Annotated in this window: 29 protein-coding genes; 14 read left to right on the top strand and 15 right to left on the bottom strand. The window is 63.3% G+C overall.

What is annotated here, in order from left to right; translation table 11 throughout:
- Positions 1 to 14: 14 nt before the first annotated feature.
- On the bottom strand, positions 15 to 1,406 hold the full coding sequence (locus tag QA643_RS28915; RefSeq protein WP_283029059.1) for an FAD-binding oxidoreductase: 1,392 nt from the start codon (positions 1,404 to 1,406) through the stop codon (positions 15 to 17).
- Positions 1,407 to 1,509: 103 nt separating this feature from the next.
- Entirely contained in the window at positions 1,510 to 1,734 is a 225-nt protein-coding gene (locus tag QA643_RS28910; RefSeq protein ID WP_283029058.1) for a hypothetical protein, read from the bottom strand.
- A gap of 259 nt (positions 1,735 to 1,993) precedes the next feature.
- Here QA643_RS28910 and QA643_RS28905 point away from each other — a divergent pair, with 259 nt between their 5' ends.
- Entirely contained in the window at positions 1,994 to 2,215 is a 222-nt protein-coding gene (locus QA643_RS28905; protein WP_283029057.1) for a hypothetical protein, read from the top strand.
- Between the two features lie 255 nt (positions 2,216 to 2,470).
- On the opposite strand, the gene QA643_RS28900 is transcribed toward QA643_RS28905, so the two are convergent.
- The 4 genes from QA643_RS28900 to QA643_RS28885 all read right to left on the bottom strand — a co-directional run bounded on the left by QA643_RS28900 (position 2,471) and on the right by QA643_RS28885 (position 6,119).
- Entirely contained in the window at positions 2,471 to 2,794 is a 324-nt protein-coding gene (locus QA643_RS28900; RefSeq protein WP_283029056.1) for a copper-binding protein, read from the bottom strand.
- 297 nt (positions 2,795 to 3,091) lie between these two features.
- A complete protein-coding gene (locus QA643_RS28895) occupies positions 3,092 to 4,072 on the bottom strand; it encodes a GGDEF domain-containing protein (RefSeq protein ID WP_283034965.1) in 981 nt (326 codons plus the stop codon).
- A gap of 227 nt (positions 4,073 to 4,299) precedes the next feature.
- Entirely contained in the window at positions 4,300 to 5,055 is a 756-nt protein-coding gene (gene fliP, locus QA643_RS28890) for a flagellar type III secretion system pore protein FliP (protein WP_283029055.1), read from the bottom strand.
- Complete coding sequence (locus QA643_RS28885; protein ID WP_283029054.1) at positions 5,052 to 6,119, bottom strand: flagellar biosynthetic protein FliO; 1,068 nt, start codon at positions 6,117 to 6,119, stop codon at positions 5,052 to 5,054. The genes fliP and QA643_RS28885 overlap by 4 nt, the downstream gene beginning before the upstream one ends.
- A 409-nt stretch (positions 6,120 to 6,528) precedes the next feature.
- Here QA643_RS28885 and flgB point away from each other — a divergent pair, with 409 nt between their 5' ends.
- The 10 genes from flgB to QA643_RS28835 all read left to right on the top strand — a co-directional run bounded on the left by flgB (position 6,529) and on the right by QA643_RS28835 (position 15,702).
- Positions 6,529 to 6,939 carry a flagellar basal body rod protein FlgB gene (flgB, locus tag QA643_RS28880; RefSeq protein ID WP_283029053.1) on the top strand — a complete coding sequence of 137 codons (411 nt, stop codon included), beginning with the start codon at positions 6,529 to 6,531 and terminating at the stop codon, positions 6,937 to 6,939.
- Between the two features lie 26 nt (positions 6,940 to 6,965).
- Positions 6,966 to 7,391, top strand: a complete 426-nt coding sequence (gene flgC, locus QA643_RS28875; RefSeq protein WP_283029052.1) for a flagellar basal body rod protein FlgC — start codon at positions 6,966 to 6,968, stop codon at positions 7,389 to 7,391.
- A 16-nt stretch (positions 7,392 to 7,407) separates the two neighbouring features.
- Entirely contained in the window at positions 7,408 to 7,719 is a 312-nt protein-coding gene (fliE, locus tag QA643_RS28870; protein ID WP_283029051.1) for a flagellar hook-basal body complex protein FliE, read from the top strand.
- Between the two features lie 121 nt (positions 7,720 to 7,840).
- A complete protein-coding gene (fliQ, locus tag QA643_RS28865; protein WP_057860162.1) occupies positions 7,841 to 8,104 on the top strand; it encodes a flagellar biosynthesis protein FliQ in 264 nt (87 codons plus the stop codon).
- Between the two features lie 14 nt (positions 8,105 to 8,118).
- Complete coding sequence (fliR, locus tag QA643_RS28860) at positions 8,119 to 8,889, top strand: flagellar biosynthetic protein FliR (RefSeq protein WP_283029050.1); 771 nt, start codon at positions 8,119 to 8,121, stop codon at positions 8,887 to 8,889.
- A 96-nt stretch (positions 8,890 to 8,985) separates the two neighbouring features.
- Positions 8,986 to 10,053, top strand: a complete 1,068-nt coding sequence (gene flhB, locus QA643_RS28855; protein WP_283029049.1) for a flagellar biosynthesis protein FlhB — start codon at positions 8,986 to 8,988, stop codon at positions 10,051 to 10,053.
- 152 nt (positions 10,054 to 10,205) lie between these two features.
- A complete protein-coding gene (locus tag QA643_RS28850; RefSeq protein WP_283029048.1) occupies positions 10,206 to 12,758 on the top strand; it encodes a cell cycle histidine kinase CckA in 2,553 nt (850 codons plus the stop codon).
- A gap of 251 nt (positions 12,759 to 13,009) precedes the next feature.
- Positions 13,010 to 13,981, top strand: coding sequence for a TIM44-like domain-containing protein (locus QA643_RS28845; RefSeq protein WP_283029047.1), 972 nt, complete (start codon positions 13,010 to 13,012; stop codon positions 13,979 to 13,981).
- Positions 13,982 to 14,173: 192 nt separating this feature from the next.
- Entirely contained in the window at positions 14,174 to 14,833 is a 660-nt protein-coding gene (locus QA643_RS28840) for a lectin (protein ID WP_283034964.1), read from the top strand.
- Between the two features lie 161 nt (positions 14,834 to 14,994).
- A complete protein-coding gene (locus QA643_RS28835; protein WP_283029046.1) occupies positions 14,995 to 15,702 on the top strand; it encodes a glutathione S-transferase in 708 nt (235 codons plus the stop codon).
- A 93-nt stretch (positions 15,703 to 15,795) separates the two neighbouring features.
- On the opposite strand, the gene QA643_RS28830 is transcribed toward QA643_RS28835, so the two are convergent.
- The 4 genes from QA643_RS28830 to QA643_RS28815 all read right to left on the bottom strand — a co-directional run bounded on the left by QA643_RS28830 (position 15,796) and on the right by QA643_RS28815 (position 17,760).
- Positions 15,796 to 16,155 carry a GFA family protein gene (locus tag QA643_RS28830; RefSeq protein ID WP_283029045.1) on the bottom strand — a complete coding sequence of 120 codons (360 nt, stop codon included), beginning with the start codon at positions 16,153 to 16,155 and terminating at the stop codon, positions 15,796 to 15,798.
- A 191-nt stretch (positions 16,156 to 16,346) separates the two neighbouring features.
- Positions 16,347 to 16,526, bottom strand: a complete 180-nt coding sequence (locus QA643_RS28825) for a hypothetical protein (protein WP_283029044.1) — start codon at positions 16,524 to 16,526, stop codon at positions 16,347 to 16,349.
- Between the two features lie 149 nt (positions 16,527 to 16,675).
- Complete coding sequence (locus QA643_RS28820) at positions 16,676 to 17,152, bottom strand: hypothetical protein (RefSeq protein ID WP_283029043.1); 477 nt, start codon at positions 17,150 to 17,152, stop codon at positions 16,676 to 16,678.
- A 77-nt stretch (positions 17,153 to 17,229) separates the two neighbouring features.
- Positions 17,230 to 17,760: a hypothetical protein gene (locus tag QA643_RS28815; protein WP_283029042.1), complete on the bottom strand. Its 531-nt coding sequence runs from the start codon at positions 17,758 to 17,760 to the stop codon at positions 17,230 to 17,232.
- Positions 17,761 to 17,973: 213 nt separating this feature from the next.
- On the opposite strand from QA643_RS28815, the gene QA643_RS28810 reads away from it, so the two are divergent.
- Both QA643_RS28810 and QA643_RS28805 read left to right on the top strand, forming a co-directional pair.
- The gene (locus QA643_RS28810) at positions 17,974 to 19,626 is read left to right on the top strand and encodes a fumarate hydratase (RefSeq protein ID WP_283029041.1); all 1,653 of its coding nucleotides are present in this window, start codon (positions 17,974 to 17,976) and stop codon (positions 19,624 to 19,626) included.
- The gene (locus QA643_RS28805; RefSeq protein ID WP_283029040.1) at positions 19,623 to 20,291 is read left to right on the top strand and encodes a DUF429 domain-containing protein; all 669 of its coding nucleotides are present in this window, start codon (positions 19,623 to 19,625) and stop codon (positions 20,289 to 20,291) included. The genes QA643_RS28810 and QA643_RS28805 overlap by 4 nt, the downstream gene beginning before the upstream one ends.
- Before the next feature lie 28 nt (positions 20,292 to 20,319).
- Here the strand turns inward: QA643_RS28805 and QA643_RS28800 are convergent, their stop codons facing one another.
- The 5 genes from QA643_RS28800 to QA643_RS28780 form a co-directional block, all read right to left on the bottom strand.
- Positions 20,320 to 21,288 carry an SH3 domain-containing protein gene (locus QA643_RS28800; protein WP_283029039.1) on the bottom strand — a complete coding sequence of 323 codons (969 nt, stop codon included), beginning with the start codon at positions 21,286 to 21,288 and terminating at the stop codon, positions 20,320 to 20,322.
- 38 nt (positions 21,289 to 21,326) lie between these two features.
- Positions 21,327 to 21,623 (bottom strand): hypothetical protein, encoded by a 297-nt coding sequence (locus QA643_RS28795; RefSeq protein ID WP_283029038.1) that lies wholly within the window; start codon positions 21,621 to 21,623, stop codon positions 21,327 to 21,329.
- A gap of 127 nt (positions 21,624 to 21,750) precedes the next feature.
- Entirely contained in the window at positions 21,751 to 22,308 is a 558-nt protein-coding gene (locus tag QA643_RS28790; protein ID WP_283029037.1) for a septation protein IspZ, read from the bottom strand.
- A 43-nt stretch (positions 22,309 to 22,351) separates the two neighbouring features.
- The gene (locus QA643_RS28785) at positions 22,352 to 22,930 is read right to left on the bottom strand and encodes a hypothetical protein (RefSeq protein ID WP_283029036.1); all 579 of its coding nucleotides are present in this window, start codon (positions 22,928 to 22,930) and stop codon (positions 22,352 to 22,354) included.
- Between the two features lie 238 nt (positions 22,931 to 23,168).
- Positions 23,169 to 24,572 (bottom strand): carotenoid oxygenase family protein, encoded by a 1,404-nt coding sequence (locus QA643_RS28780; protein ID WP_283029035.1) that lies wholly within the window; start codon positions 24,570 to 24,572, stop codon positions 23,169 to 23,171.
- A gap of 111 nt (positions 24,573 to 24,683) precedes the next feature.
- Here QA643_RS28780 and QA643_RS28775 point away from each other — a divergent pair, with 111 nt between their 5' ends.
- A complete protein-coding gene (locus QA643_RS28775) occupies positions 24,684 to 25,409 on the top strand; it encodes a TetR/AcrR family transcriptional regulator (RefSeq protein WP_283029034.1) in 726 nt (241 codons plus the stop codon).
- The last annotated feature ends 48 nt before the right edge of the window (positions 25,410 to 25,457 follow it).

Raw genomic sequence — 25,457 nt, 5'->3', positions numbered from 1 at the left:
TGGCCGCGCAAAGTTCACACCGTGAAGATCCGCCCGGGGTTCAGAATGTTTTTCGGGTCCAGCGCGCGCTTGAGCGCCCGCATGGTTTCGATTTCCTCCTCGGTGCGACTCATTTTCAAGTAAGGCCGCCTCGAAATGCCGATACCGTGTTCGGCCGAGATCGAGCCGCCGAATTCGCCCGTGAGGTCGTAGACCAACTTCTCGAACTCGTCGTGCTTGTCCGGCGTATGTTCGTGATACACGCTCGGATGCAGATTGCCGTCGCCGACATGTCCCATCACGATGGTGAAGGCTTGCGGATCGATCGCCTTGACGCGTGCATCAAGCGTATCGGCATATTCCTCCATCCTGTCGATGGCCACGCTGACATCGAACCCCATCCGTGCCGCGAATGGAAAGCTGCGACCGAGCTCGACGCTGGAATCGCGGATGCGCCAGATCGCGGCCACCGACGCGTTCGAGGTCGAAATCGTGGCGTCGAGGATCACGCCATCCTCCATCGCCGCCTCGAGCATCTTCTCGAGGACCTCCCGCATGCGTTCTGCGTCGCTTCCGGAGGCCTCCAGCAGCACATAGAAGGGATGGTGGGTCGGCAATGGGCCGACCACTCCCTTCACACGCTCGACGGTGTGGCGATAGTAGGCATTCCACATCGCCTCGAACGCGGTCAGGTCGCCGCCGAGCGATTTTCGCGCCAGCTTCAGGAAGGCCATGACCTGGCCGAACGAGGGCAGAGCGCACAGTGCCACCTGTCGCTCCGCCGGCGCCGGAAAGATGCGCAGCGCGGCGCGCGTCACGACGCCAAGGATGCCTTCGCTGCCGATGAAGAGATGCTTCAAATCGATGCCGGTGTTGTTCTTGATATATTTGCGCAGGCCCCTGAGCACGGTGCCGTCGGCCGTGACGACTTCGAGGCCGAGGATCAGCTCACGCGTCATGCCGTAACGGATGACGCGGTTGCCGCCGGCGTTGGTCGAGATGTTGCCGCCGATGGTGCAACTGCCGCGCGCGCCGAGGTCGAGCGGAAACATCAGCCCGTCCTGCTCGACCCGCTCCTGCAGCTTCTGCAGCGGCGTGCCGGCCTGCACGATGGCGACGCCGCCGGAGGCATCGACCTCTTCCACGTTGTTCATGCGCTCCATCGATAGCACGATTTCGTTCGCATTCGGCATTCCACCACGGACCAGACCGGTCATGCCGCCCTGGGTCGTAACAGGGACGCCTTCGCGATGGCAGAGCCGCAGCAAGACCGAGACATCCTCCGTCGTCTTCGGACGGACGACCGCGCGTGGCTTCGGCGCCGGATTACCGGCGAGATCGTGATGATAGCGCGCGTCGATATCATCGCCGGACAGGACCGCGCCGCCCAGCACGTTGCGCAGTTCGTCAATGAAGCCCTCGGACATGTCCCTGCCTGTTCTTTATGAGAAATTTGGCCGAAGCTATACATGCGGCACGGCGGGGAAGAAACCCGGCCGGACGCAGAGCAATCGCGTTTTTATAAGCGGTCTATCTTGACGGGTGCCGCGGCCGCCGGGTCGATGCCGGGCGGCGGCGAGACGTCTCTTCGAGCCGGTCCGGCTCGACCGAGGTGATCTGGTTGCAGGCGTCGCATTTGTAGACGTAGACGAGCGGCCGCAATCCGATTCGGGGCAGCTTCCCGATCCTGACGGTGCCGATCCCGCAAATTTCGCAGCGCGGCGGCAGGACGGATTCTGGATGCGGTGCGGCCATTCGGACAATCGCTGAAGCAACAAATTATGTCAGCGAAGCTGGCCCTCGATTGCAACTTAATCGTGGAGATCGAGTCCGTAAGAATACTAGGTTTTCCTGATTATTTCGCCATGCACATCCATCTTTTGCCACCAAATCGGCCCTGGCCGGGCATCCAAACAACACACTGCGGAGTGCAAGCTGGCAACGTTAGCGCGGGGTCATGTGGAAATTCCACCGGATCGATTCCGGTCGGATTGCAGTTTGCGGGGCGTGCAGAATGTCTTCCAACAACGGTCAAGACACATCGATATGGACGGCATCGCAGGCCACCGCGTCCCGTCCATCACCGGCCGACAGATTCAACATCGATCGAGAAGGGCCGGCCAAACGTGCGCTGACACTTTGGGCGCTGCAACAACGATTTCAAAAGCTGAACGACTACTACGACAAGGCGGCTGCAGAAATCCGTGCCTCGCTGGAGCGGGCCCCGCCGCGCTGACGCGTGCTCCACATCAGAGAGAGACCCGGTTTCTTCCGGTCTTTGCGTTTGCTGCAGATCAAGGCGAGCCGGCCGGATTGCTCTAAAGTGATATCCGTACCGAGCAGCTCCTCCGGATGGGCAGTTCCGGTTACGAGGCCCGGACTCCCGAAGCAAAATGAGTTTCGTCATTTTGCTCAGAGCTCTCCGGGCCTCGCTGTTTTAGGGCTGTTTTAGGCCAAGCGAATCATCACGGGATATCGCTTCGGCATCGCCTCACTTCTTGTCGATCTTCGTGACGGCTTCGGCCCTGTCGAGCTTCGTAATGGTTTTGGTCCCCGCGCTGTCGCTCACGGCGAAGCTGACCCTGTCGCCGGCGTGCACTGCGTTGAGCCGCGCGCCATCTTGGACCTTGAATTCTTCCGCCGCTGCACCAGTGTTGGCCCCGACCGTGCCTTCGGGCACGTCCTTGATCGTGATGGTGTTGCTGATCCGGTCTATTCTGGTCACCATTCCGGTTCGCGTCTGCTGGGCGAGAGCCGACGTACCGGCGATGCTGAGAGCTGCCGTGGCAGCCAAAATCATCCCTGCGATTTTCATGGATTACTCCCCGGCTTAAGACCGTCTACGATAAGCCGCGATTGCGGCATTAGTTCCACGGCAAGCGGGATTGCCGCTGATTCTTTGGTGGAATTTCGATCAAGAACAGCTTTTTCGCGCGTGGGCGCGTCGGCCTGCGAGATAAAAAGGGATGGTGAAATGACGCTGCTCCGACGCAATCGGAGCGGATGAGTCCCTAGAGCATGATCCGGAAAAGTGTGCAGCGGTTTTCCGAAAAGATCATGCTCAAACAAAGAGCGCGATGACGATTCAACTCAATCTCATCCTCATCGCGCTTTAGGCCGCGCCGGCCTCGGGCTCGAGCTCGGTTTCCGTCACCGTGCGGTTACGGCCGAGCCGCTTCGCTTGATAGAGCCCGCGGTCGCAGCGCTCGATCATGGCCTCCGCTGATTCGGCGAGGCGGAATTGCGCGACCCCGATTGAAACCGTGATGCTGCCGATTTCCTTGCCGGTTGCGCGGCGGGTCAGCTTCGCCTCGGCAATGCGGCGGCGAATGCGCTCAGCCACCGACGTGCAGGCTTCGAGATCGGCGCCGGGAAGCACCGCGATCAATTCCTCGCCGCCATAGCGGGCTGCCAGATCGACTTCGCGAACGCCTTCCTGCAGCACCTTGGCCACCAGCCGTAGCACCTGGTCGCCGACCTGATGGCCGTAATCGTCGTTGAATTTCTTGAAGTGATCGATGTCGATCAGGAAGACGCTGAGCGCCTCGTCCTTTTCCATCGCCGCAATCTGGGCGAGGCGGAGGAACTCGTCCATGGAGTGCCGGTTGGCGAGCCCGGTCAGTGCATCGGTGTTGGAGCGCTGCTCGGCCGCCTTCAGCGAGTCACGGATACTGTCCAGTTCCTCGGAAGTGGCCGCGAAGTTGGCCTCGAGCTGGGCGGCCCGGGATGTCGCCTTTGACAATTCATCAACCAGCTTTGCAATGATTGTCCGGGGGTCGCTGCTTCCTTCGGCTTCGGAAGACACTTCGTCCAGCGCCTTGATGTGGCTCTGGTTGTCGCTGACGGCGGTATTGAGGAACTGCTGCGCGGTCTCGATCAGCCCGCTCAATTGATCGGGAAGGTCGCCAAACGGATCGGTACCGGCCTGCGCCACATAGGTGACGTAGAGCTCGTGGTTGGTTGCTGCGTCGAATTTGCGCTTGCCCGCGATCAGAATGTCGATGGTCTTTCGCAGCGCCAGCGAACCGCCGAGGGCATATTCGAACCACACAGCAAAATTGGTCGGCGTGGCAGGAACGGATTGCTGCGACATCAACCGAATAGCACGGTCGGCAATCGTCGTTGCGTATTCGACGTCCATATCGCCGATTGGCTGCCCTGCCATCGTTTGACCCGGTGATGCGTTTGCTACGTAAAGTCGTTCCCTGGCATCCATTGTGCACGAAGGAACTAATCTGACCTTAAATTCGCTGGCAGATTCCGCGGCAAATACGTAAACAATATTGACCCATTTTCCTCCGTCGGTCGGATGACCGGTTTCTAACTACCGCCGTAGCTCTGTACCAAGCTGCCCGCCACCAACGACCACCCATCGACAAGTACGAAGAAGATCAACTTGAACGGGAGCGATACCACCACCGGTGGTAGCATCATCATACCCATCGACATCAGGACGGACGCGACCACGAGGTCGATGATCAGGAAGGGGAGGAACAGCAGGAAGCCGATCTCGAAGGCCCGCTTCAATTCCGAAATCATGAAGGCCGGGACCAGGATCCGCAGCGAGAGGTCTTCGGGCGTCGCCGGCGGCGGCTCGCCGGAGAGGTCCATGAACAGTTTCAGGTCCTTTTCACGGACGTTCTTCTGCATGAAGCCGCGGAGCGGCACGGAAGCCTTCTGCAGCGCTTCCTCGACGCCGATCTCGTTGGCGACCAGCGGCTTGATGCCGTCGTCGTAGGAGCGTTGCAGGACAGGGCCCATCACGAACGCGGTCAGGAACATCGCAAGCGCAATGATCACCGAGTTGGGTGGCGCGGTCGCGGTGCCCAGCGCGGTGCGCAATAGCGACAGGACGACGACGATCCGCGTGAACGACGTCATCATGATCAGGATCGACGGGGCGATCGACAGCACCGTCAGCAGCGCAATCAATTGGATCGCGCGCTCGGTGACGCCGCCGCCGCCCTGGCCGAGGTTGATGCTGATATCCTGCGCCAGCGCCGGATCGGCGAGCGATCCGGCGGCGATCAGGATTAAGGAAAATAAAACTCTACGCGGAGAAGTCGCCGGCCTCACGAAGGATTCTTCGGCCGGCCCAAGAGTGATGCCATCTCGTCTTCGAGATTCTCGAAGCCGCTCTTCTGCGGCGCAGGCGCGGGAGCAGGGGTAGGCGCAGGCGCAGGGGGTTCGCTGCGCGAGGTACGGGCAGGCGGCGTTTCCGGCGCAACTGGCGGCGCAACCGGCGGCGCGACCGGCTCGGCCGGCCGGCGCAGGGCCGCTTCCAGGCGCTGCGCCATCTCGGCGAGATTCTGGTCGGCGCTCGACGGCGCCGGCGGAGCCGGTGGCGGTGGTGCTGCAGCCGGAGGCGGAGGCGGTGGTGCTGCGGCGCGCTCGGGCGCGCGGACGGCCGGCGCCTCACGAACTGGCAATGCCTCACGAACGGGCGATACTTCACGAATCGGGGGCGCCTCACGGATCAGCGGAGCCTCGCGCGGCCCCTTGGGCGCCTCACGCTGCGGGCGCGGCATCAGCGGTTCGCCGCGGGGCAGGCGCGGCGGCGCGCCTTCGGGGCGACCGCCGATCGATTCCGGCGTGAAGCCCGTCAATGGATCGCTGCGACGCTCCGGCATCGACGGCGGGGCGGGGCGGCGCAGCTCGTCGGCAAAGGCGGGCCGGGCCGGGCGTGGCGGGGGCTCCGGCATCTGCGGTTCGGCGTGATGATCGAACGCCTCGGCCGCTGGTCGCAAATCGGCCCGCGCGGCCTCTCTGGCGGTCTCTCTTGCAGCCTCGTCGCTCCAGGCGGCGTCCGGCAGCGGCGCGATGCGCGGCGGCTGTTCGCCGACCGCCGGGCGGGGCGCCATCTGTTCGCGGTTGGGCATCGCGCGCACGATGTTGGGTTCGACCACGATGTCGCTCGGGCCGCCGATCATCAGGAGATGCTCGACATTGTCGCGCCGTACCAGCACGAGGCGGCGGCGGCCGTCCACGGCAGCGGCATCGATCACGGCAAGGCGCGGCATGCGTCCACGCTGCGTGTTGGCGCCGAGGCGGTTGTTGGCGAAGCGGCGAACCAGCCAGGCGGCCACGCCGATCAGCGCCAGAACGGCGATGAATGCGAAGAGGAATGTCAGTGTCTGCATTCTTTAGTCCCCGGCCACGGCCGTTCTCTCGAGTACGGTCCTAGCTATTCCTGTCCGAGCCTGTTCCCCGCGGAAAGGCCCATTTCCGCCCGCCGGATCATGCCCTGCGCGATCCGCATACGGCGAATCACGCCCGAGATCAGCCTTATTTCTTAATTCCCCGCGGCGGTGCCCGCCGCCCGGTTAATTAATAGACCAAGAATCGCATCATCCAAAACGACTTCTGAGCGCCCAAAGTTGCGTTGGCGGCTGCTGGTTAACGCAGTTTTCGTGGCGAAAATGCGCTGGTTTTGCCCTTCTTAGGGGCAATTGAGCCGCCACGCGCGACTTTAACCAGCCGTTAACCATACACCGGGCAAATTCTGCCTACCTCGCGGAACCAGCCAGAGGTTAACGGGAGCCGCCCGCTATGGCCATCAACGATCTTCCGATCCTGTCGGCGCTGCGCACCAAGATGCAGTGGCACCAGGAACGCCAGCGCGTGCTCGCCGAAAACGTATCCAATGCCAACACCCCGAATTTCAAGCCGAGCGACCTCGTCGAGCCGAAGTTCGACAACAAGGGCGCGAACGTCGGCGGCACGATGGGCTCGCTCGCCATGATGCGCACCAGCGTCACCCATATCGGCGCCACTGGCGGCGCGCCGAGCTTCAGGGGGGACGGCGGCCGAAGCGGCTTTCTGACCAAGCCCGCGGGCAACTCGGTCAATCTGGAAGACCAGATGCTGAAGGTCTCGGCCAACCAGATGGACTACGCGGCCGCCACCTCGCTCTACACCCGCAGCCTCGGCCTGCTCAAAACCGCGATCGGAAAGCGCTGATACGGCGCGATTAGGAGAACCGGCTCATGGCAGATGAATCAAGCGATTTCGCCCGCTCGATGAGCATCGCGACCTCGGGCCTGCGTGCGCAGGCGGGGCGGATGCGGGTGATCTCGGAAAACATCGCCAATGCGGATTCCACCGCGCCGACCGCGGGCGGAGATCCCTATCGCCGCAAGGTGCCGACATTTTCGTCCGCACTCGACCGCACGCTGGATGCGCGCGTGGTGACGCTCGGCAAGGTCAGGCCCGACCAGTCGGCGTTTCGCGTCAAGCATGAGCCGAGCAATCCGGCGGCGGACGCGGCCGGCAACGTCAAATATCCGAACGTCAATCCGCTGGTCGAAATGACCGACATGCGCGAGGCGCAGCGGTCCTACGAGGCCAACCTCAACATCATCAGCGCCACGCGCCGCATGATTCAACGCACCCTCGACATCCTCAAGGCCTGAACAGGAACCATAGAAAATGGCTTCACCCACCGTTGCAGCAAATGCCTACGCCGCGCTTTCGCGCATCATGGAATCCGGCGGCGCCGAGAAGGGCACCCAGTCCACCGGCGGCCCATCCTTCAGCGCGCTGCTCAAGGACGCAGTCGGCAGCGTGCTGGACGCCGGCAAGAAGTCCGACGCCCAGACCATGGCGATGACCGCCGGCAAGGCCAACGTCATGGACGTCGTCACGGCGGTGGCGGAGACCGACGTCGCGGTCTCTACGCTGGTGTCCGTGCGCGACCGCGTGATCCAGTCCTACGAAGACATCATGAAGATGCCGATTTGACGTCCCCTGCGGGGACGTCATCCCGGGGCGCGAAGCGAACCCGGGATCTCGAGATTCCGGGTCTGGTGCTTGCTCACCATCCCGGAATGACGGTGAAAGTGAACGCGAGAGAGAACCCAACATGACCGGTGCCGAAACCCTCGACGTGGCGCGCGATGCGATCTGGACCATCGTGGTGGTGTCATCGCCCTTGATGGTGATCGGCCTCGTGGTCGGTGTCGTGGTGTCGCTGTTCCAGGCGCTGACGCAGATCCAGGAGCAGACGCTGATCTTCGTGCCGAAGATTCTCGCGATCTTCGTCACGTTGCTATTAGCGCTGCCGTTCATGGCGGATTCGCTGCACGGTCACATGATGCGGATATCGTCGCGAATCATAGGCGGTTGATGCATTGTGCATGAATGCGCGTCGACATATCGCTACTGCCCGCACTTGCCGCGACCTTCATGCTGGTGTTCGCCCGCGTGGGGGCGATGGTGATGCTGCTGCCGGGGTTTGGCGAGAGCAACATCCCGGTACGCGTCAAGCTCGGAATCGCGCTTCTCCTGACGCTGATCATTCTGCCGCTGCATCGCACAGCCTACCAGGTCGACCTCACTTCGATGGCTGCGCTCGGCGTGCTCCTGGTGCACGAGATCGCCATCGGCATCGTGCTCGGCGCCACCGCGCGGGTGACGCTGGCGGCGCTCTCCGTGGCCGGCTCGGTGATTGCGCAGCAACTCGGCCTCGGCTTCGTCACGGCCGTCGATCCGACGCAAGGGCAGCAGGGCGTCCTGATCGGCAACTTCCTGTCGATTCTCGGCATGACGCTGCTGTTTGCCACCGACACCCATCACCTGGTCATCGCCGCCCTCAACGAGAGCTACCGGATCTTCTCGCCGGGCCAATTGATGCCGAGCGGCGACGTGGCGGCGCTGGCCACGCGCGCCTTCGCCACCGCTTTCAAGATCGGCATGCAGCTCTCGGCGCCGTTTCTGGTGTTCGGTCTCGTATTCAATATCGGGCTTGGCGTGCTGGCGCGGCTGATGCCCGCGATGCAGGTCTATTTCGTCGGTGTGCCGCTCTCGATCCTGGCGGGCTTTCTGATCTTCGCGCTCGTTCTGGCGGGGATGATGACGACTTATCTCAACTACGTCATCGGCGTGCTGCACGAGCTGACGCCGCTGAAATAGAGCGTGATCCAAAAAAGCGGGCTCCGCTTTTCCCTTGCGACAAACGCGGAGCGCGTTTGCGCGGAGATCAGGCTCACAAAACGCTAGGGCGCCGCGATGGCTGAGGATACCGACGACAAAACAGAAGACCCTACGCAAAAACGTCTCGATGACGCGCTTGCCAAGGGCGATGTCGCCAAGAGCCAGGAGGTCAACACCTGGTTCATCATCGCGGGCGGGACGCTGATCCTGTCGACATTTTCGGGGTCGATCGGTGGCGGCATCCTGATGCCGCTGCGCAACCTGATCGCCAATGCTGGCCAGCTGCGTGTCGATGGCGCTGCGCTGCTCGCGCTCGGCAACACGCTGGGTTATGCCGTGCTCGGCGCGATCGGCGTGCCGCTGTTGATGCTGGCGCTGGCCGCGATCGCCGGCAACATGATCCAGCACCGCCTGGTGTGGTCCTCGGAATCGCTGAAGCCGAAGTTCAGCAAGGTCTCTCCCGGCGCCGGGCTCAAGCGCATCTTCGGCAAGCAGGCGATCGCGAATTTCTTCAAGGGGCTGTTCAAGCTGATCGCGCTCGGCGCTGTCATGATGGCGGTGCTGTGGCCCGAACGGCACCGGCTGGAATCGTTCCTGATGTTCGATCCGTCGGCGATCCTCGGGGTCACCACCAACCTGACCCTGCAATTGATGGGCGCGGTGGCGGCGATGCTGGCCGCGGTCGCGATCGCCGATTACTTCTTCCAGTATCGGCAATGGTACCAGCGGCAGAGAATGTCGCTGCAGGAGATCAAGGACGAGTTCAAGCAGTCCGAAGGCGATCCCCACATCAAGGGCCGTATCAGGCAGCTGCGGGTCCAGCGGATGAAGAAGCGCATGATGGCCGCGGTCCCCAACGCCAGCGTGGTCATCACCAACCCGACCCACTATTCGGTGGCGCTATCCTACGATCGCGGCATGGCGGCGCCGGTCTGCGTCGCCAAGGGCGTCGACAATGTCGCGTTCAAGATCAGGGAGGTCGCCAAGAAGCACGACATCCCGATCGTGGAGAATGTGCCTCTGGCGCGGGCGCTCTATGCCACCGTCGATATCGACGAGGAGATTCCGGTCGAGCACTACCATGCGGTCGCGGAGATCATCGGTTACGTGATGCGGCTCAAGAGCGGCTTTTCCGGACGGTGAATATGAGGGAACTTCTGGAAATCCCCTTGAAATACCTTCAAAATGTCAAATTGCTGCCTGACGGACTTGCGTTTGCGGGTCCGATTCAGGCACTCAGGGAGAGCGCGCAAATCGGCGCGTCACCCTCCATGCCGGAAGGCAGCGCCTCTTTCATGACCGTCGAAACCGACAGCCATTCGCCGACCGAGCCCTTCGCGGCCCATGAGCCGGCGCGGCGGAGCGGTAGCATCGTGCTGGTGCTGCTGGTGGCGGCCGGGATCGTGGCGGTGGCGGTCGCGCTGATGACGATCGGCCGCGCCCAGGCCCAACCCTATATTCTCGGCGTGCTGGCGCTGCTCGCCATGGTCGGGCTGTTCAACCTGTTCGCCTTTGCCGCCGGTATCGTCCGCTTCACCGACCGCGCCGCCGACGACCCGGTGATGGGCCGCATCGCCGACCATGCCCATGACGGGCTGGCGGTGACCGATCCGAGGGGGCATGTGGTCTATTCCAACGCCGCCTATCTGGCGCTGACGGGCGCTGTGAGCCCGCAGGACGTGCGACCGGTCGAGCGCGTCTTCATCGGCAACCCCGACGTCTCGGAGGCCGTCTTCCGCCTTCTCAAGGCGGCGCGCGAGGGCAAGCGGCAGCAGGAGGAGGTCCGCATTGCCGGCTCCGATGGCGCGCAGGGCCGTTGGCTCCGAATGCGCGTTCGCCCGCTCGGCCAGAGCAAGCGCGAGGCGAAATACGCGGTATGGTCGATCGCCGACATCACGCGCGACCGCGAGCGCCAGGAAGACGTATTCAGGGAATTGCAGCACGCGATCGAATATCTCGACCATGCGCCGTGCGGCTTCTTCTCGGTCAATCCGGCCGGCGATGTCATCTATGTCAACGCCACGCTGGCGAACTGGCTCGATTATGATCTTGCCGAGATCGGCTCGGGCGGGCTCAAGCTCACCGATATCGTCTCCGGCGATGGCGCGGCGCTGCTCACCTCGATCGTGGCGGTGCCGGGCGAGGTCAAGACCGAAGTGTTCGACATCGACCTGCGCATGCGCGGCGGCAAGACCATGCCGGTGCGGCTCTATCACAAGCTCGCCTTCGGCGCCGACGGCGCGCCGGGTTCGTCGCGCACGCTGGTGATCAGCCGCGCGCGCGACGAGCATTCCGATCCGGAACGCGCCGCCGAAGTCCGCTTCATGCGCTTCTTCGATCACACGCCGATGGCGATTGCGACGGTGGACAGCGGCGGCAACGTGGTGCGCGCCAATGCACGCTTCGCCAAGCTCGCGCAGAGCCTCAGCCCGGACGGTGCGGCCAACAAGTCGATCTTCCGCACGGTGAACGCACGCGATCGCGGCCTTCTGATCGCGGCGATCAACCAGGCCGCCGAAGGGCAGGGCGACATCGCCCCGGTGGAGGTCATGCTCGACGGCGCCAAGGAGCGCTGGGGGCAGTTCTTCGTCACCGCGGTTGAGGAGGACGAGCGCGACACCGAAGCCGCCATCGTCTATCTGCTGGAGACCTCCGAGCGGCGCACGCTGGAGAACCAGATCAACCAGTCGCAGAAGATGGACATGGTCGGCCAGCTCGCCGGCGGCATCGCGCACGACTTCAACAACGTGCTGTCAGCCATCATGATGGCGAACGATTTCCTGCTGAACGCGCATAAGCCGACCGATCCGTCGTTCCAGGACATCATGCAGATCAAGCAGAACGCGACCCGCGCGGCGACGCTGGTGCGGCAACTGCTGGCGTTCTCGCGGCGCCAGACGCTGCGGCCGCAGGTGCTCGACCTCGGCGACGCGCTTTCTGATCTCACCATGCTGCTGCGCCGGTTGATCGGCGAGAAGGTCAAGCTCGATCTCGTGCATGGCCGCGACCTCTGGCCGGTCAAGGTCGACGTCTCGCAGTTCGAGCAGGTGGTGGTCAATCTCGCGGTCAACGCGCGCGATGCGATGCCCGATGGCGGCAAGCTGACGGTGAGGACCGGCAACGTGACGGCGGAAGAGGCCGCGCAGCTCTCGCACAAGGGCATGCCGGCCGCCGACTATGTGCGGATCGACATTTCCGACACCGGCACCGGCATCCCGGCCGATATCGTCGACAAGATCTTCGAGCCGTTCTTCTCGACCAAGGAAGTCGGCAAGGGCACCGGCCTCGGGCTCTCCACGGTGTACGGCATCGTCAAGCAGACCGGCGGCTTCGTCTATGTCGATTCCACGCCCGGCGAAGGCACCACCTTCCGCATCTTCCTGCCGCGTCACCGGCCCGAGCTGGAAGCGCAGCCGGAGCCGCAGGCGGCCAAGGAAGGGGCGGCTGAGCCGTCGAAACCGCGGCCCGATCTGACCGGGCAGGGAACTATCCTGCTGGTGGAAGACGAGGACGGCCTGCGCTCGCTCAATGCGCGCGGCCTTCGCTCGCGCGGCTACAGCGTGATCGAGGCCTCCAACGGCATCGAGGCGATGGAAGCCCTCGACGAAAAGGAAGGCGCGGTCGATCTCGTCGTCTCCGACGTCGTCATGCCGGAAATGGACGGCCCGACGATGCTGCGCGAAATGCGCAAACTCAACCCTAGCCTCAAGATCATCTTCGTCTCCGGCTATGCCGAAGAGGCCTTCGACAAGAGCCTGCCGGAGAACGAGCAGTTCGCCTTCCTGCCCAAGCCCTTCGCGCTCAGCGCGCTGGTCGAGAAGGTGAAGGAGACGATGACGGCGTCGTGAACGGGGACGCACTTGGCGCCCGGGCTCTGTACTGTGCATGGGGTTGTTTTCGAGATTTTGTGTCGGGGCATCACCGCGGCGCGCCTCCAGGCTCGCCTGCCATCTCCGGAACTACCGCTAACTCCCTGCCAAATCGTCACATCCCCGCGACTGAGGGCCGCAGCCGCGGTTCCCGATAATGGCTTCACTTTTAGGCAGCCGTGCCCATGTTAGGGGCGCTTCCCCATCCAGGGGACCTAAGGAAAAAGCACATGAATTTCTCGCAAGGCACGCGCGGAATTATCCGGACACTGGCCATCATCCTGTCCGTGGCGCTCCCGTTGGCGATTTCGATCGAGGCGGCTGACGCCCGCGTTGGCGGCGGTGGCAGCTCGGGTTCGCGGGGATCGCGGACCTATTCGGCGCCCCCCAGCACGACCACCGCGCCGGGCACGGCGCAGCCGATGAACCGCACCTTTACCCAGCCGGGTAACCCCGGGATGGGCACGCCTGCGGCTGGCGCGCCCAATAGGGGCGGCTTCTTCAACCGGCCCGGCATGGGCATGCTCGGCGGCCTTGCTGCCGGCTTCCTCGGCGCCGGCCTGCTCGGCATGCTGTTCGGCGGCGGTCTGTTCTCCGGCCTAGGCGGCCTGTCGTCGATCATCGGCCTGTTGTTGCAGATCGCGCTGATCGTCATCGTGGTACGGCTGGCGATGTCCTGGTGGCAGCGCCGCCATACCCCGGCCTCCGCCTATGCCGGCGCGCCCGCCGAAGGCCAGGGCGCGCAGACCAGCTTCCGCTCCGGACTGAGCGGCTTCGGGATCGGATCGAGCCAGCCGGCCCTGGAAATTCAGCCGGCTGACTATGAGGCCTTCGAGCGGCTGCTTGGCGAGATCCAGACTGCATGGTCGAATGAGGACATTGCGAAGCTGCACACGCTCGCGACGCCCGAGATGGTGTCCTACTTCTCCAAGGATCTCGAGGAGAACAAGGCCCGCAACGACGTCAACAAGGTGTCCAACGTCAAGCTGCTGCAGGGCGACCTCGCGGAAGCCTGGCGCGAGGGCGAAACCGATTATGCCAGCGTGGCGATGCGGTTCTCGCTGGTCGACAAGACCCTGGAACGCACCACCGGCCGTCTGGTCGCCGGCAGCGAAACCCCGATCGAGGCCACCGAGGTCTGGACCTTCGCCCGCCGGCGCGGCGCCGATTGGGAACTCTCGGCGATCCAGCAGACCAGCTGATCGATCCCATACACGACGATGAAGGCGCTGCGGTTCATTCCGCGGCGCCTTTTTCTTTTGGGGGCACGAGAAGGGTTCTTCGTCGATCGATTTCACGATGAGGTCACCGCGACCGGAATAATGACCGTCATGTCGGGTTGATGACAACGAACAAAAACCAACGGGAGAAACCAGATGAAGAATCTTGCCAGGATGGTCGCGCCGGCCAGCATGATGATTGCCGCCATAGCGCTGTCTGCATCGCCCGCGCAGGCGCAATCTGCCGACACCAGCTTCTTCCTAACCAGCAATGGCATCGGCAATGGCGGCAATCTCGGCGGGCTCGCCGGGGCCGACAATCACTGCCAGACGCTGGCACAGGCGGCGGGAGCAGGGGGCAAGACCTGGCGGGCCTATCTCTCAACGCAGGCCGCCGACGGCCAGCCGGCCGTCAATGCGCGCGACCGCATCGGTAAGGGGCCGTGGAAGAACGCCAAGGGCCAGGTGATCGCCAAAGATGTCGCCGAACTGCACGGCGCCAACGGCCTCACCAAGCAGACCGCGCTCAGCGAGAAGGGCGAGGTCATCAACGGCCGCGGCGATACGCCCAACCGCCACGACGTGCTGACGGGATCGCAGGCGGACGGCTCAGCGTTTGCGGCCGGCGAGGATCGTACCTGCAAGAACTGGACGAGCTCGACCCAGGGCTCGGCGATGGTCGGCCATTCCGATCGCATGGGCCTGCGCGATGACGATGCGTCGAAGTCCTGGAATTCCTCCCACCCCTCGCGCGGTCCGGATGGCGGGTGCTCCCAGGCCGACCTGAAGAGCACCGGCGGCGACGGGCTGCTTTATTGCTTCGCGGCGAATTGAGCGCCCGTTGTGGGAGAAGCCGCCCACGGCGCTGCAAGTGTGGATCGAGGCCGCCGGCAGGCGGCCTCTTTCTATGCGCGCATAACAGTGCCGCTGCGCGTGACGAACAGACCTCGCGATGGTTTGTTATATCGGTCGAACCGGCAGCGGAGGTGTGATCGATGCGTTACGAGCTCTATTACTGGCCAATGATTCAGGGCCGCGGCGAATATGTCCGCCTCGCGCTCGAAGAGGCGGGCGCCCGATATGCCGACGTGGCGCGCCGTGGCAACGGCATGGCCGCGATGACGCGCATGATGGAAGCGCAGAAGGGGACGCCGCCGTTCGCGCCGCCATTCCTCAAGGACGGCAAGCTCGTCATCGGGCAGACCGCCAACATTCTGCTTTATCTGGGATCGCGCCACGGCCTGGCGCCGAAGTCGGAGGCCGGCAAATTGTGGGTGCATCAGCTGCAGCTCACGATCGCTGATCTGGTGCTCGAAATTCACGACACCCATCACCCGCTCGGGCCCTCGCTCTATTACGAAGACCAGAAGGCGCCGGCCAAGAAACGCACCGACGAATTCTGGAAATCGCGCGTGCCGAAATATCTGGGCTATTTCGAGGATCTGCTGAAGGCCAATGGCGGGACTTATGTGACCGGGCGCCGCCTCACTTACGTCGACCTATCGCTATTTCAGATCGTCGAGGGGCTGCGCTACGCTTTCCCGAAGCGCATGAAGGCTTTCGAGCGCAAGATTCCCGGCCTTGTCGCCCTGCGCGACCGCGTCGCGGCGCGGCCGAACATCAAGGCATATCTGGCGAGCGAGCGAAGGATCCCGTTCAACGAGGAGGGGATTTTCCGGAAGTACAAGACGCTGGATGGTTAGCACCGTCATTCCGGGATGGTCCGTAGGACCAGACCCGGAATCTCGAGATTCCGGGTTCGCGCAAACGCGCGCCCCGGAATGACCGCTCCGCGGTCACAAACTCCGCCCATCGATCGGCGTCATCGTCAGCTTCGACAACTCAATGCCGTCAATGCAGCTCACATTCAGCGCGACCACGTCGCTGCCGTCGGGCTTCTTGCCGCGTGCGAAGACGTCGACCCCGCAATCGACGCAGAGCTGGTGGTGGATGGCGTGCTTGTTGAACAGGTATTCCTTCAAGTTCTCCTCGCCGGCGCGGAGGTGAAAGCTTTTCGGATCGAGGAAGGTGAAGTGCAGGCCCTTCTTGGTGCAGATCGAGCAGTTGCAGGCGGTGACCATGGCGAGATCGGTGGTGCATTCGAAACGCACCTGGCCGCAATGGCAGCCTCCGGTGTAGGTCTTGCTTTCGGGCATCGCGATATCGCTTTCGTTATCTCACCAAGCTCGTTGTTTCATCAAAGGCCTGGCAGCAGACGATAGCGTATGTGCGCCGCATAGTCAGCATAGCGGCGAAGGAGTTCTCGCGGAACACCCCCATGGCGACGTGATCGCGCGATTCGGCAAGCTTGCGGCGCTGGTTCGTCCCGGCCCCGAACGTCAGCTGTTTACGCCAGCTGGTCGACCCGTGTTCCCTGTCCGGGCGGCAGGGGCGCGACTTGCGTCGGCTGCGGCTTGCGGGTGCCGTCGGCGGGCGCGCCGTTCTGGACGTCGGGCTCGGGGGCCTTGAACACCGGCACTTCGGGTGCTTTGACCACCACTGTTGGTGGGACAGCAGAGATATTCATCAGAAGCATCCTTTTGGTTGCCTCCGACACTGCCTCCTTCAAACCAATGATTGGTGAATCCGGCCCAGCGATCGGCGCCGATGCTGCCAAACCCCGTCCAATGGTGAATGGGCGGCTCGCAGAATCGTTAGAATGCGATTGATTTGAATCTATTCATCCTTGCCGCGGGTGACCGCAATCCAGGCCTCGGTCTTGTTGCGCTGGCACTCCAGGGTCAGCCGGCGGAAACGCATGTTGACCTTGTCGCCGCGGAGGAGGCCCATGCGCTTGAGGCAGCGCGACGCGCCAGTCGTGGTGTCGTCCTTGGTCACCGAAAAGACGAGCGCGGCCATGGCGCCGACCAGCGAGATGAATTCCGGCTTCGGCTTGCGGTCGCCCTTGGCGTAGAGCTCGATGGCAAACTTGTCGCCCCGGCAAGCGACCGACAATTCCTTGGCGAGCGGGTGCGTTAGATAGACCGTGTTGGCGGCCTTGAAGTTGACCTTCAGCCTGTCGATTTGGTTGGCCAACTCCCTGGCACTATCGTCGCAGCGATCGGCACGCGCCGGCGAGGCGCCGACCGTAGCGGCCAGCGCCAGAACAGCGGCAAGCAGGGTCGATCCCCCAAGTCGTGATGCCAAAGCCATTTTGAATGCCCCCATGCGCTACAAGGCCCGCGCGCCGATGTTCCTGCAAGTAGCGCGCGCGGAAGTCAACTTGCTTGTCAGAAACCGTAGAGGAAGACGCTGATGCCAAAGGCGATCACGGCCGCCACATTGAACAAAGTGGGGATGCTGGCCAGCATAGTGGCAAGTCCCAGCCGCTCGCCGCGTGCGGCGAGCGCGATGGCGCAGGCGGCCATCAGCGGAAACGCGATGATCTGGACCGGGGTCTGGAAGGCGGAGAGGCCGCCGAAATCGAGCCCATGCAGCACCACCGAGGGCATGTAGTTCAGCCAGTTCATCAGCGCGAGTGCGGCCAGCGCCATGATCGCAAAGCGCAGCCGGCCGACGGTAGCGAAGATCAACGCCGCCAGCGCCAGCACGGGATGGCTGGCGATATATGCCTTGATGATCGCGCCGCCGAGGCCGGGGCCCGGAATTTTCGACATATCGCCGAACAACGTCGGCGCGTCCGACAGCCCCTCGAAGGTTTCGATCGCAGCAACGATGATCAAGAGCAGATAAAGCCCGAGCAGCCGCGGCGGACGGATCGGGGCGGGAGCCGCATCGGGCATTGTGGTGGTCGAGTTCATTGCATCAGCAAGTCTGTTCGCGGGCCATCGGAAATCTCGGGTTTGTCTGAAGATGGCCCGCACGGGTTCAATCGCCGATTGGCAGGTTAAATTGCCGGATTCGGCCGCATCTGGCCGGCAAGCAAACCTTCCTTTTGGTCGAAAAATGCTTAGAACGGGTCTATCTCCGCGGCACCATTCCGGCCGCTGCCGGCTCCAACCCGAGATATTGACATGAACGCCCCGACTGCTTTTCCCGACCAGAAGCCCGTTCCGCCCTACAAGCACACGCCGCTGTTTCCGCTGGGGCCTGATACCACGCCCTACAAGAAGATCACGACCGAGGGCGTGCGGGTCGAGAAGGTGCTCGGCAAGGACATGCTGGTGGTCTCGCGCGAGGCGCTGCGGGCGCTGTCGGAAGCTGCCTTCGGCGACATCAATCATTACCTGCGGCCGGGCCATCTGAAGCAGCTCCGCTCGATCCTGGAAGACAAGGAGGCCAGCGACAACGACAAGTTCGTCGCTTTTGACTTCCTGAAGAACGCCAACATTGCCGCCGGTGGCGTGCTGCCGATGTGCCAGGATACCGGCACCGCGATCATCATGGGCAAGAAGGGCTGCAACGTCATCACTGACGGCGACGACGAGGCTGCGCTCTCGGAAGGCGCGCGCGATGCTTACCTGCGCCGTAACCTGCGCTATTCGCAGGTGGCGCCGCTCTCGATGTACGAGGAAAAGAACACCGCCAATAACATGCCGGCGCAGTGCGAGATCTACGCCGAGGGCGACGACGCCTACAAGTTCATGTTCATGGCCAAGGGCGGCGGAAGCGCCAACAAGAGTTTTCTGTTCCAGGCAACGCCATCGGTTTTGACCAAAGACCGCCTGCTGGCGTTTTTGAAGGAGAAGGTGCTGACGCTCGGCACCGCGGCATGCCCGCCATATCACCTTGCGATCGTGATCGGCGGCACCTCGGCCGAACTGTGCATGAAGACGGTGAAGCTGGCGTCCGCACGCTATCTCGATGCGCTGCCGACCCAGGGCTCGGCCGACGGCAACGCGTTCCGCGATCTGGAGATGGAGCAGGAAATTCTCAAGATGACGCAGTCGCTCGGCGTCGGCGCGCAGTTCGGCGGAAAATATTTCTGCCACGACGTGCGCGTGATCCGGATGCCGCGCCACGGCGCCTCGCTCCCGATCGGGCTTGGCGTCTCCTGTTCGGCGGACCGCCAGGTGCTTGGCAAGATCACCAAGGACGGCGTCTATCTCGAGGAGCTCGAGCATAATCCGGCGCAGTATCTGCCTGAAGTCGAGCAGTCACTTGGCGGCGAGGTGGTCAAGATCGACCTCAACAAGCCGATGAAGGAAATTCTGGCGACGTTGTCGAATTATCCGATCAAGACCCGCGTCTCGATGACTGGCACCATGATCGTGGCGCGCGATTCCGCCCACGCCAAGTTGCGCGAGCGGCTGGAGAAGGGCGAGCCGCTGCCGGAGTATTTCAAGAACCATCCGGTCTATTACGCCGGTCCCGCCAAGACGCCCGACGGCTATGCCTCCGGCGCGTTCGGTCCGACCACCGCGGGGCGGATGGATTCATTCGTCAACCAGTTCCAGGCCGCCGGCGGCTCGATGGTGATGGTCGCGAAGGGTAACCGTGCAGTCGCGGTGCGCGAAGCCTGCAAGAAGCACGGCGGCTTCTATCTCGGTTCGATCGGCGGCGCGGCGGCTAACCTCGCCGAGCACTGCATCAAGAAGGTCGAGGTCGTCGAATATCCCGAGCTCGGCATGGAAGCGATCTGGCGTATCGAGGTGGTGGATTTCCCGGCCTTCATCATCATCGACGACAAGGGCAATGACTTCTTCAAGGAATTGAACCTGGGGTGAGGGCGCTTGGCCTCGACGGCTTCAGCAGAGGCTGGGTCGCCGTGCTGCTCGACGGCGACCTTCACGAGATCAGATTTTGTTGCGACATTGCCGATGCGCTGTCCGTCGGCTTTGACCGCGCCGCGATCGACATTCCTATCGGCATGACCGATGACGGCGAGCGGGCCTGTGACCTCCTCGCCCGCGAGCGACTACGGCCGCATTCTTCGCGTGTGTTCACCGGCGCACGGCGCTGGCTGTGGACCGATTTTTCCGATCCGGACCGTGCCAATCGCGGTGCCTTGCAGCGTGGCCAGAAGCGCGTATCGCGTCAGCTCTGGCATCTCGGGCCGAAGATCATGGAAGTCGATACGTTCGTGCAGGCCAATCGCGCCCACGATATTCGTGAGGCCCATCCGGAGCTGGTATTTCTGCGATTGAACGACAACAAGCCCTTGCCGCCGAAGAAGTCCGTGGAGGGAGATAGCCTTCGGCGGAAATTGCTCAAGCGAAGCGGATTTCGCGACATCGACCGGTGGCTCACCGCAACGCGGATTGGAAGTGGTGCCAAGCGTGACGATGTCCTGGACGCCTGCGCGATGGCGATTGCCGCGCGCGAACCTGCAGGCAGCGTGGGATCGCCGCTGCCGGATGCGCACGGCTTGCCGATGCGGATCTGGTTCTGACGGCATTGCACCGGCCGAAACGGTCAGCTCAACTGCAGTTCGTGACCTGGTTGTTGCACAGCGCGCGCCACCAGCCGCGCACGCCGTCGTGGCTTTCCACCAGTCCCCAGTGGCCGCTGCAGGCGAGGATGCGTTTCGGGCCGCCATCGGTATCCAGCGTGCCGCCGAGCTTGCGTCCCGCGGGCGTCCACTGTGCATCGACGAACGGGGCCTGGAATAACCCGCCCATGCGCGTGCCGCCATTGGCGTAGCTGGCGCCAACCTTGTTGGCGGCGACCCAGCCGCGTCCCGAATAGGGTTTTGGCGCGTTGCGCGGGTATCTGTTTTCGTCCTCATATTCCTTGCCCGGCGGCTTGGCACCCTCGATCAGGAACCAGCCCTCCTTGAAGCCGATGATTCGGAATTCGGTCAGCCAGCCGCCTTCGGGCGTGTTCTCGGCGCCGCCCATCTTCAGCCGGTAGGGCGGCGGCAGCGTGCCAACCACGCGTGCCTTCACCGAAGGCTCGGCGCGCACGTTCAGGCCCTTGGGATCGCGGTCCTCCGACCATGCGCCGAGGCTACAGGGCTCGGTACCCGCGGGCAGCTTCGCACGGCCAGCCGCGAGTTCGGCGTCCTGCCTGTCGTACTCGCGTTCCTCGCCGTCCGGATCGGTCATGGTGGTGTCGCGATTGCCGCGCGTCGGATCTGTACGCGGCTGCAATTCCGCCGATGCGGCGCGCAGTGCACCATCCTCGCGCATCAGCCTGACGACGAGCACCTGCCGCGGCGCGAATACGCTTGCCGGCGATTTCGGATCGTTTGCATTGGCGGGATAGACCGCGAGATAGCCGGTCATCGCGGCTTCATCGGTGCGATAGGCTTCGCCTGCGACGTGATCCGGTGGCACCAGGGGAAGCGCGCTCTTGCGCCAGGCCGGTTCGCCCGCCGGCGCTTGCGCAATCGCCGCACCCGCCAGTGAGACGAGGGCGGCGATCTTAGCGAAAATCGTCTTGTGCATGGATGAGAGAAGGAGGAGACGCGGAGTCTCCCGATCCATCAGGCCCGCGATCCCGTGAACGGGAAGCTGCCCATCGGGCCAATCCCCATTTCGCCGGACATGCTGTCGCCGGAAACCTTGCCGGTGAACTCCAGGGTGAGCGGCATCGGGTTGGTGATGGAAATCTTCCAGGCAACGTCGTCGCCGTTGACGGTGCCGTCAAAAATCTCGCCGGAATTGCCGTCGGCGCCCTGCGTGCCCGTGAGCGCGCCGCCGGCGCTCTTCAGCGACAGCGTCGCCTTGCGCTCACCCATCGGCGTGCTCATGGTGATATTCCAGTTTCCGTCCACGGCCATCTTTGTCTCCCGACATTTTCCCGGCAAACCGGAATGGCTTGCGAGATCCGCCAAAACTCGATCGGCGGTATAGCCTATCTCGCCACACAAGCCCAACCGCCTCAAGCGTCCTTTTGCCGCGTATTTTTCAGGCGCGCTGGGCGGCAGCGCGAAGCCGGCTGCCGACCAAAATACGAAACGCGACGTATTGAATCGCAAAGGCGGCGATCTTGGCGCCGACCAGCACGACCGTCACATAGAACGTCCACAGCTTCATGTCGCCGATCATCGCGATGCCGATGGTGCCGGCGGCCAGCACGAAGCATAGGGCGGCCCAGGCATAGCCTGCGAAGGTGACGTATTCCGGAATGGTCTGCGACACGATCGGCGGCATGTAGCGCAGCATCCAGCCGCGCTTGAGCATGATGGCGCCGATCGCGAAATGCCCGATCGCAGGTTTTGCCAGCACGAAGCGCGGATCGTGGGTCAATAGCGTCGCGCTGCCGAGCACGATGACGAGCGCAAGGCTCGCCCATGTCATGTACCCGAGCTCCTTGCCCTTGAGGCGCGAGTAGATCACCTGGCCTATCGCGCCCGCAATCGCGACGCCCGTCGCCAGCAGGACGTTGTCGGTCGCGAGATAGATCGCGATGAACACGATGGTGGAGAAAAAATCGGCGCCCAGTCTGGCGAATACGTCCTTCATCGTGATGCTCTCTGCTGATCGTGTTGTGACGGGTGGTCTTAGGTCAGTGGGTGCCGGGAAGGGCGTTCGCAGGCGGCGTACCATACTTCGCCTTGCGATATTGTGGATACCAAGCCGTGAAATAGGCAGCACTGTTACGTGCAGCGAAGGCGATCACCAGGCTGGACCATAGCGGCAGGCCCGACACGTAGATCGTCAGCATGTTACCGATGATCATCAGGACGAACGCCGCGTTCCAGGCCCAGGTGATGAGATAGACCGCCTTCAGAAAACCGGGCTGCTTGGCCGTCTCGGCATCAACCTCTTCAAGCGCATATTGCAGGATGAACGGCTTGCGGATGATCAGCGAGATGAGCGAGATCGCGAGCACGCCGATATCGACGATCAGCTTGACGGCCGAATGGCTGAGTTTCGGATCGACCAATGCGACGTAAGTTCCGAGTGCGGTGAACATGACGGCAGAGCCCGCGCCAAGCAGCTTGATCGAGCGGCCGCGATAGACATCGATGCCGATGACGGCAAGACAGATCGCGGCCGCTACGAAAAGGCCGATCTTGGCCGAGGTCACCAGCATCAGCAGGGCAAACGAGCCGAAGGGGGCGAGGATCAGGAAGATGGTCATGGCAGGCTCTCGGAGCTAATCTTTACATCGTAAAGATACCGTAGGGCCGCGGGCTGTCGCCGTCAAGGAAAATCTTTACAGTGTCAAAATGTGGGATATGACCGCCAAAAGCTCTGTGCATTCAACGACGTAATTCCGGGGCGATGCGTCAGTATCGACCCGGAATCTCGAGATTCCCCGGTGCGCAATTGCGCACCTGAGGTCTGGTCCTGCGGACCATCCCGGAATGACGTGCGCCTTATTCCGCGCTCACCCAGTTGCCGTGAAAGCCATCCGGCACACGGTGGCCGAGATGCACCAGCGCGACCGGACCGGCTTCGACGTCCTGTGCGTTGAACACCGCCAGATCGCTGCGGTTCTCCCGCGCGCGCCAGACGGCTGCCAGCAGCCAGCCGTCACCTTCTGCGGCATCAGGGCCGCGCTCCACGAACACCGGCTCGGAAATCGTATCGCCGGCAGGTAGCAGGTAGTGGCCGAGGCGCTTGCCCTTGCCGTCGACATGGACGATGCCGCTTAGCGCGCCGAACATCGGCAGGTCAGGATTGGCGCAGGCATACCAGCCATGGCTGTTCGAAAGGCCGGCACGGCGATCGTCGATGCGCGGAAATTCACCGGTGATATCGTCGAGATAGGTTTGCGTGAAGCGGTCGGTATTGCCTGATAGATCGAAGGTCCAGCGGCAATATCGCGCCCGCGATTTCTGCGGATCGGTCTTCGAGCCGTCGGGGTGGGGGAACAGCGGCGCTTCCTCGAACTGCATCACGTCGGCAATGATGCGGCTGCCTTCTTCCCACGCATTCATGACGTGGAAGACGTAGCAGTTCTCGGCGCGGAACCAGACCAGATCCTTCGCCGGGCCGTTGCGCTTCATGACGCCGACATAGGCGCCTTTCTCCGGCTCCCAGGCGTAGGGCGGTCCACCGCGCATCGCCCGCTCCATGCTGCCGGCAATGGGCAGGATCGGAAACAGCAGATGATTTTCGGTGACGATGAAGTCATGCACCATGCTGGCATAGGGCGCCTCGAAGCGGTCGAACCGCGTCACGACGCCAGCGGCATTGACCGACCCGAAGGAGAGGGCGGGTGTGAGAGGGCCTTTGGCATTGTAGCCGAAGAATACCATCTCGCCGGTCGCCGGATCGATCTTGGGATGCGCGGTGAAGGGCCCCTTGATGGCGCCGTTGTAGTCGCAATAGCCTGTTCGCTCGAGCGTGCCGGGCTCGATCTCGGTCGGCAGATGGCCTTCCTCCAGCGCCAAAAGCTTGCCGGCATGGAAGATGATGTTGGTGTTGGCGACGCCGCCGTCGTCGGTAATGCCGGCGGGCGCACCCGGCAGCTTGCGGCCGAATCCGCCGAACAGGGCGCGGCCGGCGTCATGCTCGGCCAGCCATTTCGGGGTGCGGACCCAGCGATTGCGGTAGCTGGCGCGGCCATTCTCCAGATGAAAGGCGTGCAGCATGCCGTCGCCGACGAACCAATGAGCGCCCGGCGCATCGAACTGCGGGTTGGGGCCGTTGCGGTAGAGCGTGCCGTTGAGCTCGCGCGGCAACTCGCCTGATACCTTGAGATGCGGCGCGTCACATTCCATCGGGATCGGCGCCAGATTGGTCCGTGCTGTCTCGGTCTTTACCTGCTCGAGCATCTCGCGTCTCCTCCGATCTTATCTTTACATCGTAAAGATATCAGTAGGGATGTTGCGAGGCGCCGTCAAGCAAAATCTTTACACTGTAAAAATTGCAGCTATAAGGAATCGATGACAAGAACATCAAGAGCGAGCCGTCCCGCCGTAAGGCGCAAGCCGGCAAGAGCCGCGGCCGAAAGGCCGGCCGCCCGGCGGCGGCGCCCGGCGGGCGAGACTCCTTATCACCATGGCGATCTGCACGACGCTTTGCTGGCTGCGGCCGAGCGCGTGCTGGAGCGCGAAGGGCTGCCTGGCCTGACGCTGCGGGCGGTGGCGCGCGAGGCCGGCGTCTCGCACGCGGCGCCGACGCATCATTTCGGCGATCTCACGGGGCTGTTGAGCGAGCTTGCCGCTATCGGTTTTCGCCGCTTCAACGAAGCGATGATCGCAGCGGGCAATACCGAAACGCTGCCGCTGATGAAGGCGATGGCGCGCGCCAAGGCCTATGTCGCCTATGCGCGAGCGCGCCCTGGCATGTACGGGCTGATGTTCCGGACCGAGCGGCTCGACATGACGCGGCCATCGCTGCATGAGGCGGCGACCGCCTCGTTCGAGGGGCTGGCGACCGCGGTCAGCCTTAGCCGCAACGAGAAGCTGACCGGCGAAGCCCTGGAGGCGCTCTCGCTCGACCAGGCGGCGGCGATCGCTCGCGCCTGGTCGCTGGTGCACGGCTTCACCATGCTGCTGCTCGACGGGCGGCTAAAGGACATCTTGCATCGGCTGCCCGACGGCACCGGGGTCGAGCAGCTCCTCGACGCGATGCTGCGCTCGACCGTGCCGCGACCGCCAGCCGCCTAGGAGCAAGGCTACGTGAGGAGAAGGGCAGTAAGTGGGGGCCGGTCGCCC

This window comes from Bradyrhizobium sp. CB3481 (assembly GCF_029714305.1).
Taxonomy (GTDB): Bacteria; Pseudomonadota; Alphaproteobacteria; order Rhizobiales; family Xanthobacteraceae; genus Bradyrhizobium.
The sequence above is the reverse complement of the archived record's forward strand: the minus strand, read 5'-3'. Positions and strand labels throughout refer to the sequence as shown.

What these genes read in the sequence shown, in the direction of transcription:
- QA643_RS28915 (WP_283029059.1), bottom strand. Translation starts at nt 1,406, where the DNA reads ATGTCCGAGGGCTTCATTGACGAACTGCGCAACGTGCTGGGCGGCGCG.
- QA643_RS28910 (WP_283029058.1), bottom strand. Translation starts at nt 1,734, where the DNA reads ATGGCCGCACCGCATCCAGAATCCGTCCTGCCGCCGCGCTGCGAAATT.
- QA643_RS28905 (WP_283029057.1), top strand. Translation starts at nt 1,994, where the DNA reads ATGTCTTCCAACAACGGTCAAGACACATCGATATGGACGGCATCGCAG.
- QA643_RS28900 (WP_283029056.1), bottom strand. Translation starts at nt 2,794, where the DNA reads ATGAAAATCGCAGGGATGATTTTGGCTGCCACGGCAGCTCTCAGCATC.
- QA643_RS28895 (WP_283034965.1), bottom strand. Translation starts at nt 4,072, where the DNA reads ATGTCGCAGCAATCCGTTCCTGCCACGCCGACCAATTTTGCTGTGTGG.
- QA643_RS28885 (WP_283029054.1), bottom strand. Translation starts at nt 6,119, where the DNA reads ATGCAGACACTGACATTCCTCTTCGCATTCATCGCCGTTCTGGCGCTG.
- flgB (WP_283029053.1), top strand. Translation starts at nt 6,529, where the DNA reads ATGGCCATCAACGATCTTCCGATCCTGTCGGCGCTGCGCACCAAGATG.
- flgC (WP_283029052.1), top strand. Translation starts at nt 6,966, where the DNA reads ATGGCAGATGAATCAAGCGATTTCGCCCGCTCGATGAGCATCGCGACC.
- fliE (WP_283029051.1), top strand. Translation starts at nt 7,408, where the DNA reads ATGGCTTCACCCACCGTTGCAGCAAATGCCTACGCCGCGCTTTCGCGC.
- fliQ (WP_057860162.1), top strand. Translation starts at nt 7,841, where the DNA reads ATGACCGGTGCCGAAACCCTCGACGTGGCGCGCGATGCGATCTGGACC.
- fliR (WP_283029050.1), top strand. Translation starts at nt 8,119, where the DNA reads ATGCGCGTCGACATATCGCTACTGCCCGCACTTGCCGCGACCTTCATG.
- flhB (WP_283029049.1), top strand. Translation starts at nt 8,986, where the DNA reads ATGGCTGAGGATACCGACGACAAAACAGAAGACCCTACGCAAAAACGT.
- QA643_RS28850 (WP_283029048.1), top strand. Translation starts at nt 10,206, where the DNA reads ATGACCGTCGAAACCGACAGCCATTCGCCGACCGAGCCCTTCGCGGCC.
- QA643_RS28845 (WP_283029047.1), top strand. Translation starts at nt 13,010, where the DNA reads ATGAATTTCTCGCAAGGCACGCGCGGAATTATCCGGACACTGGCCATC.
- QA643_RS28840 (WP_283034964.1), top strand. Translation starts at nt 14,174, where the DNA reads ATGGTCGCGCCGGCCAGCATGATGATTGCCGCCATAGCGCTGTCTGCA.
- QA643_RS28835 (WP_283029046.1), top strand. Translation starts at nt 14,995, where the DNA reads ATGCGTTACGAGCTCTATTACTGGCCAATGATTCAGGGCCGCGGCGAA.
- QA643_RS28830 (WP_283029045.1), bottom strand. Translation starts at nt 16,155, where the DNA reads ATGCCCGAAAGCAAGACCTACACCGGAGGCTGCCATTGCGGCCAGGTG.
- QA643_RS28825 (WP_283029044.1), bottom strand. Translation starts at nt 16,526, where the DNA reads ATGAATATCTCTGCTGTCCCACCAACAGTGGTGGTCAAAGCACCCGAA.
- QA643_RS28820 (WP_283029043.1), bottom strand. Translation starts at nt 17,152, where the DNA reads ATGGCTTTGGCATCACGACTTGGGGGATCGACCCTGCTTGCCGCTGTT.
- QA643_RS28815 (WP_283029042.1), bottom strand. Translation starts at nt 17,760, where the DNA reads ATGAACTCGACCACCACAATGCCCGATGCGGCTCCCGCCCCGATCCGT.
- QA643_RS28810 (WP_283029041.1), top strand. Translation starts at nt 17,974, where the DNA reads ATGAACGCCCCGACTGCTTTTCCCGACCAGAAGCCCGTTCCGCCCTAC.
- QA643_RS28800 (WP_283029039.1), bottom strand. Translation starts at nt 21,288, where the DNA reads ATGCACAAGACGATTTTCGCTAAGATCGCCGCCCTCGTCTCACTGGCG.
- QA643_RS28795 (WP_283029038.1), bottom strand. Translation starts at nt 21,623, where the DNA reads ATGGCCGTGGACGGAAACTGGAATATCACCATGAGCACGCCGATGGGT.
- QA643_RS28790 (WP_283029037.1), bottom strand. Translation starts at nt 22,308, where the DNA reads ATGAAGGACGTATTCGCCAGACTGGGCGCCGATTTTTTCTCCACCATC.
- QA643_RS28785 (WP_283029036.1), bottom strand. Translation starts at nt 22,930, where the DNA reads ATGACCATCTTCCTGATCCTCGCCCCCTTCGGCTCGTTTGCCCTGCTG.
- QA643_RS28780 (WP_283029035.1), bottom strand. Translation starts at nt 24,572, where the DNA reads ATGCTCGAGCAGGTAAAGACCGAGACAGCACGGACCAATCTGGCGCCG.
- QA643_RS28775 (WP_283029034.1), top strand. Translation starts at nt 24,684, where the DNA reads ATGACAAGAACATCAAGAGCGAGCCGTCCCGCCGTAAGGCGCAAGCCG.